Here is a 6,320-nt window from a genome sequence, read left to right as displayed (position 1 = left end):
TCCCACCACACGTGGTACACGTCCACCGCCACGCCCAGCGCGCCGCTTGTCGACGGGTCCAGCGCGTCGCACACGTCCAGCGCCTGTTCCATCGTGTTGATGCAGGCGCGGTCGGCCGCGTACATGGGGTGCAGCGGCTCGATCGCCAGCGGCATGCCGCTGGTCTTCGCGTACTCGAGCAGTTCGGCGATGCCTTCGGTGACCTGTTGCCGCGAGCGCGCGATGTCCTTGTGCGCGGCCTTGCCGGCCAGCGCGCCGGGCAGCGCGCCCACCACCAGCACCAGGCAGGGCGCGCCGAGTTCGCAGGCCTCGTCCACCGCGCGGCGGTTGTCGTCGCGCGCGGCGGCCAGGCCGGCGGCGTCCGCCGCCGGGAACATGCCGCCCCGGCAATAGCCCGAGAGCTTGAGCCCCAGCGACTTCACCTGCGCGGAGACGGCCTTCAGGCCCGCGGCGGCGACCTGGTCGCGCCAGGGTGAGATGGCGGGGATGCCGTGGCGCGCCACGGCGTCCAGGATCTGCGGCAGCGGCAGGTCCTGGCCCCGGCTCTTGCGCACGGTGGCGGTGTTGATGGACAGCCAGCGGTGGTCTTGCGAGAAGTCGCGCATCACTCGACTCCGTGCAGCGCCAGCAAGGTCTTCATGCGGCGCACCGCCAGCTCGGGTTGCTCGAGCAGGTTGGCCGCGTCGGCCAGGCGGAACAATTCGGCCAGGTGCGACAGCGAGCGCGTGCTCTGCTGGCCGCCCACCATGGTGAAGTGCTGTTGGTGGCCGTTGAGCCAGGCCATGAAGACCACACCCGTCTTGTAGAAGCGCGTGGGCGCCGCGAAGATGTGGCGCGACAGCGGCACCGTGGGGCCGAGGATGTCGTGGAACCTCGCGGTGTTGCCCTGCGCCAGTTCGCCCAGCGCGGCGGCGGCCGCGGGCGCGATGGCGTCGAAGATGCCCAGCAGCGCGTCGCTCTGGCCGTGCGTCTTCTCGCTGCCGAAGCCGTCGCCCGCGATGAGTTCGGCGTAGTTGAAGTCGTCGCCGGTGTACATGCGCACCCCGGCCGGCAGGCGGCGGCGCATGGCGATTTCCTTGTCCTTGTCGAGCAGGGAGATCTTGATGCCGTCCACCTTGTCCGCGTGCGCGGCGATGATGCCCAGCGCCGTGTCCATGGCCGCGTCCAGGTCCTTCGTGCCCCAGTAGCCGGCGAGCGCGGGGTCGAACATGTCACCCAGCCAGTGCAGCACCACGGGCTGCTTCGCCTGGCTCAGCACGCGGTCGTAGACGCGCTCGTAGTCGGCCGGGTCCTGGGCCACGCGCGCCAGCGCGCGGCTGGCCATCACGATGAGCTTGCCGCCGAGCTTCTCGATCGCGGCCATCTGCTCTTCGTAGCCGGCGATGACCTCGTCGACGGTCTTCACGGTCTCCAGCACCAGGTGGTCGGTGCCGCAGCCCGAGGCCACGAGCGCGCCCGGGTGGTCCTTCGCGGCATCGAGCGAGCGGCGGATGAGTTCCAGCGAGGTCGGCCAGTCCAGGCCCATGCCGCGCTGCGCGGTGTCCATGGCCTCGGCCACGCCCAGGCCCAGCGACCACAGGCGTTGCCGGTAGGCGATGGTGGTGTCCCAGTCGATGGCGCATTGCAGCCAGGGGTCGATGGCGGCGAGCGGATCGGCCACCACGTGCGCGGCGGAGTAGGCGATGCGGTTGAACCTCACGCCGGGCGCGGGCTTCACCGGTGCGCTGCCGCGCAGGGTGTAGGCCTCAAGCGCTCCCGAGGTGGTGGGCAGTGTCAGCGAGAGCGCCATGTCAGACTTTCAGCGGGGGCACGTCGATCCAGCGGCGCTCGCTCCAGCTCGCCAGCGCGGCCTCCACCAGTTGCACGCCCTTGGCGCCCTCGGGCAGCGTCCACTTGTACGGGGCGTCCTCCACCACGTGGCGGATGAAGTGCTCCCACTGGATCTTGAAGCCGTTGTCGTAGACCTGCGTGTCCGGCACGTCCTGCCACTGTTCGCTGAAGTTCATGGTGTTCTTCACGTCCGGGTTCCACACCGGGCGCGGCGTGTTCACGCGGCTCTGCGCCTTGCAACCCGTCAGCGTGGCGACGGCGGAGCCGTGCGTGCCGTCGACGTGGAAGGTCACCAGGTCGTCGCGGTTCACGCGCGTGGCCCAGCTCATGTTGAGCTGCGCGATGACGGGCTCGCCGTTGTGGCCGGTGAGCTCGGCCGTGGCGTAGGCCGCGTCGTCGGCCGTGCACTCGTAGGGCTGGCCGGCTTCGTCCCAGCGTTGGGGGATGTGCGTGGTGCCGATGCAGGAGACCGACTTCACCTCGCCGAACAGGTTGTCCAGCACGTAGCGCCAGTGGCACATCATGTCCAGGATCATTCCGCCGCCGTCTTCCTTGCGGTAGTTCCAGCTCGGGCGCTGGATGGGCTGCAGGTCGCCCTCGAACACCCAGTAGCCGAACTCCAGGCGAACGCTGAGCATGCGGCCGAAGAAGCCGGCGCGGCGCAGCATGTCGAGCTTGCGCAGGCCGGGCAGGAAGAGCTTGTCCTGCACGGCGCCGTGCTTGAGGCCCTGCTTCTGCGTGGCCTCCTGCGCCAGGCGCGCGATCTCCACCGCCTCGTTCAGGTTGGTGGCGATGGGCTTTTCGCAGTAGACGTGCTTGCCCGCGCGAATGGCCTTGGCCAGCAGCGTGGGGCGCATCTGCGTGGTGCCGGCGTCGAAGAACACCGTGTCGGCCGGGTTGGCCAGGGCGGCGTCGAGGTCGGTGCCCCAGCGTGAGATGCCGTGGGCCTTGGCCAGGGCCTCGATCTTCTCGGCGTTGCGGCCGATGAGGATGGGGTCGGGCATGACCCGGTCGCCGTTGCTCAGGGTCACTCCGCCCTGTGCGCGGATGGCGCAGATGGAGCGGATGAGGTGCTGGTTCATGCCCATGCGCCCGGTCACGCCGTGCATGATGAGGCCGAGTGTCTTGACTGCCATGTGAGCGTCCTTGTGCTGTCGTGTCGCGCGGAAGAAGGGGGGTCAGTTGGTCGCCGCCAGGCCGGCGGCCTTCACCACGGCGGCGTTGCTTTTGATCTCGTCCTTGATGTAGGCGTCGAAGGCCTCGGGCTTGAGCGTCCAGGCGTCGGCGCCGAGCTTGAGGAAGCGCTCCTTCACCTCGGGCGTGGCCAGGGCCTTCACCACCTCGTCGTGCAGGCGGTTGACGACCTCGCGCGGCGTCTTGGCCGGGGCCATCATCCCGATCCAGAAGTTGAATTCCGAGCCGGGCACGCCGGCCTCTGCGGTGGTGGGCACGTCGGGCAGGGCGCTGGCGCGGCGCGGCGAGCCCACGGCCAGGGCCAGCAACTGGCCGTCCTTGATCTGGCCGATGACGGGCGCGATGGGCGAGAAGTAATAGTCCACGCGGCCCGCGAGCACCTCGGTCACCGCCTCGGCCGAGCCCTTGAAGGGGATGTTCACGGCGTCGATCTGCGCGGCCAGCTTGAACTTCTCGGCGTTGAGGTGGGTGGCGCTGCCCTGGCCGGCCGAGGCGAAGTTCATCTTGCCGGGGTTGGCCTTGGCGTGGGCCACGAGCTGCGGCAGGGTCTTGAGGTTCTTGCTCGGCGCGATCACCAGCACGTTGGGCGTGGAGGAGATCGGCGTGACGCCGGCGAAGTCGTTCACCGTGTCGAAGGGCAGCTTCGCGAAGGTGGAAGGACTCACCGTGTGCGACGACGAGTGGATCATGATGGTGTAGCCATCGGGCGCGGCAGAGGCCACCGCGGCCTGGCCGATGGTGCCGCTGGCGCCGCCGCGGTTGTCCACGATCACCGGTTGGCCCATGCTCTGGCTCATCTTGTCGGTGATGGCGCGGGCAATGATGTCGGTGGTGCTGCCGGCGCCGAAGGGCACGATCACGCGGATCGCCTTGTTCGGGTAGGCGCTCTGCGCGGTGGCGGTGATGCTCAGGACCAGGGTGGACGCGGCCAGGGCCGCGGCGCGAATCAGCTGCATGGTTCGTCTCCGGAGGGTGGTGTTTTAATTCACTGTACGGTGAATAAAGGCGATTATGAGAGCCTGGCAGTTCCCTGACAACGGGCGAGGGCGGCCAAATATCTAGGGATTTCCCTAGATGCCTTGGGGCGTCAATTCAATAAATGGTTAATTTCAGGCGATGCCACGCAGGCTGCGCCACTGCGGCAGCGCCGCGCTCGCGAAGCCGGGCACGCGCAGGGAGCGCAGGTCCAGCCGGCCCTCCCGCACGGCCAGGTGGGGGCGCCCGGCGCCGTTCTCGTAGAAGCCTGCGTGGGCCTGCGCGAAGGCCCGGGCCTCGTCCTCGGGTGCGCTGCCGAAGCCGTCGACGTAGTGGTGGCCGTTGCGCTCGATGTGGCGCACGCCCAGGCTGGCCGCCAACAGCGTGTCCTGCTGCACCGCCAGGCCGGCCTGGCAGGTGAGGTCCTCGCCCGAGAGCAGCAAGCGCGGGTCCTGCGCGATGCGCCGCGCGTTGCGCAGCGAGCGGTAGATGCCCTTGCAGGCTTTGCTGGAGATGCCGCGGTAGCCCAGGGCCAGGCCCTCGTCGAGCGCGCTGGCGTGGTCGTCGGACTCGTCCAGGATCACCGGCACCTCGATGCCCAGTGGCGCGATGGACTCCTTCAGCGCCACGGCGCGCGCCAGCGGCTGCTCCAGCAGCAGCGTGCGGTGCAGCAGATCGGCCAGCCCGCGGGTGCCGCGCAGCACCTGCCAATAGGCGCCCAGGCTGGCGGCGTCGGCGAAGGTCTCGTTGCCGTCGAGCGTCACACGGTGATCGGGTGCATGGGCGCGCAACACCGCCGCGATGCGTGTGAGGCGCTCGATGTCCGCGTCGAGGCGTCCGCTGAGCTTGAGCTTGAAATGGTGCAGGCCGTGGCGGCGGATGGCGGCCTCCAGCGTGGCCGGCAGGCCGTCGTCGGGGTCGGTGCCGGGGTCGTCCTCGCTCAGGCGGTCGGCCAGGCCCACGGTGTGGCGCAGCACCACGTGGTCGGGGTGCGACAGCGCGAGCCCCGCGCTCCACGGGTCGCCCAGCACCCCGGCGCGCAGGCCGTCCACCCAGGCCAGGCCCGCCGCGCGCAGCGCCGCGTCGGCCACGGCCTTGTCCAGCAGCGCCGCGCCGAACTGCGCGGCCAGGCGCGGCAGCCCGCGCGACACCGACACCGCGATGGCCGCCTCGCCGCCCGACTGCGCGTGCGCGAAGGGCGTGAGCGCATCGCGCCCGGCCAGCAGCGCCTCGCGCGCGTTGCGCAGCGACTCGCGCAACTGCTCGAAGTTCTGCTCGTGCGTGAGCGCGGGCGATTTGTCGAACCACTTGGGCACCATCAGCTCGGCACCGGCGCCTTCCACGCGCCGGCCCTCGGCCTCGGCCAGCACGCGCACGAAAGCCTGCGGGCACTGCGTGACCGTGGCCGCGCCGAAGCGAAAGGGCAGGCGCAGCGTGACGTGGCGCTCGTACAGCTCGATCTCGTGGAGGCGCAGGTTCAGACCGCTCATGACAAGGTCTTCCAGAGTTCGTGCACGTGCCTCGCACTGGCCTCGGCGCAGCCCGGGCCGTCGGGCACGTAGTCGAAGGGCTCCACCGCCACCCAGCCGGCGTAGCCCATGTCCTTCAGCGCCTGCAGCACGGGGCGCTGGTCGGTGTCGCCCTGGCCGGGGCCGCGGCGGTTGCGGTCGTTGAGCTGCACGTGCGCGATGTGGCCGCTGGCCAGGAAGCGGCGCAGCACCTCGTGCACGGGCTCGCCCTCGCTCTGCGAGGCGGCGCTCACGTCGAGCATGGTGCGCAGCGCGGGCGAGCCGATGCGGTCCACCAGCGCGGCGGCCTCGGCCACGGTGTTGAGAACCGGCGTCTCGGCGCGGCTCAGGGGTTCCACGCAGTACACGACGCCGGCCTCGGCCGCGTGCGGCGCGAGCTCGGCCATCGCTTCTTCGAAGCGCGCGAGCGCGTCGGCCACGCTCTGCCCCGGTCCGGGCGAGCGCTGGCGCGGCGAGCCGTGCACCAGCACACGCGCGCCGCAGGCGGCGGCCAGGTCGATGAGGTGGCGCAGCAGGTCCAGCGTGCGCTGGCGCAGCGCGGCGTCCGCGCTCACCAGCGACAGGCCTTCGGGCTTGATCAGCAGCCAGTGCAGGCTGCTGATGGCCAGGCCGTGGTCGTGCGCGGTGTGGCGCCACTGGCGCGCGTCGGCAACGCTCAGTGCCGTGGGGTCGTCGCTCAAGGTGAAGGGCGCGATCTCCAGCGCGGCATAGCCCATGCGTGCGGCGGCCTCGCACTGCGCGGCCAGCGGCAGCGGGCGCAGCACCTCGTTGCAGAGCGCGAGCTTCATGCGG

General features: G+C 70.5%; 6 protein-coding genes. All 6 read right to left on the bottom strand.

Translation table 11 applies throughout. The features are described from left to right. The coding region (locus VLG41_RS06295) for a sugar phosphate isomerase/epimerase family protein (RefSeq protein WP_325348537.1) at positions 1 to 605 on the bottom strand (605 nt) is incomplete at its 3' end. Then, a complete protein-coding gene (locus VLG41_RS06290; RefSeq protein ID WP_325348536.1) occupies positions 605 to 1,789 on the bottom strand; it encodes a dihydrodipicolinate synthase family protein in 1,185 nt (394 codons plus the stop codon). The genes VLG41_RS06290 and VLG41_RS06295, both read right to left, overlap by 1 nt. A gap of 1 nt (position 1,790) precedes the next feature. Beyond that, positions 1,791 to 2,966: a Gfo/Idh/MocA family oxidoreductase gene (locus VLG41_RS06285; RefSeq protein ID WP_325348535.1), complete on the bottom strand. Its 1,176-nt coding sequence runs from the start codon at positions 2,964 to 2,966 to the stop codon at positions 1,791 to 1,793. A 42-nt stretch (positions 2,967 to 3,008) separates the two neighbouring features. Continuing rightward, positions 3,009 to 3,980 carry a tripartite tricarboxylate transporter substrate binding protein gene (locus tag VLG41_RS06280; RefSeq protein WP_325348534.1) on the bottom strand — a complete coding sequence of 324 codons (972 nt, stop codon included), beginning with the start codon at positions 3,978 to 3,980 and terminating at the stop codon, positions 3,009 to 3,011. A 153-nt stretch (positions 3,981 to 4,133) separates the two neighbouring features. Then, the gene (locus tag VLG41_RS06275; RefSeq protein ID WP_325348533.1) at positions 4,134 to 5,489 is read right to left on the bottom strand and encodes a hypothetical protein; all 1,356 of its coding nucleotides are present in this window, start codon (positions 5,487 to 5,489) and stop codon (positions 4,134 to 4,136) included. Next, complete coding sequence (locus VLG41_RS06270; RefSeq protein WP_325348532.1) at positions 5,486 to 6,316, bottom strand: sugar phosphate isomerase/epimerase family protein; 831 nt, start codon at positions 6,314 to 6,316, stop codon at positions 5,486 to 5,488. The genes VLG41_RS06275 and VLG41_RS06270 overlap by 4 nt, the downstream gene beginning before the upstream one ends. Positions 6,317 to 6,320 lie beyond the last annotated feature (4 nt).

Source organism: Hydrogenophaga sp. (assembly GCF_035481345.1).
Classification (GTDB): domain Bacteria; phylum Pseudomonadota; class Gammaproteobacteria; order Burkholderiales; family Burkholderiaceae_C; genus Hydrogenophaga.
Note: the sequence above shows the minus strand (reverse complement) of the source record. Positions and strands in the feature narration are given on the sequence as shown.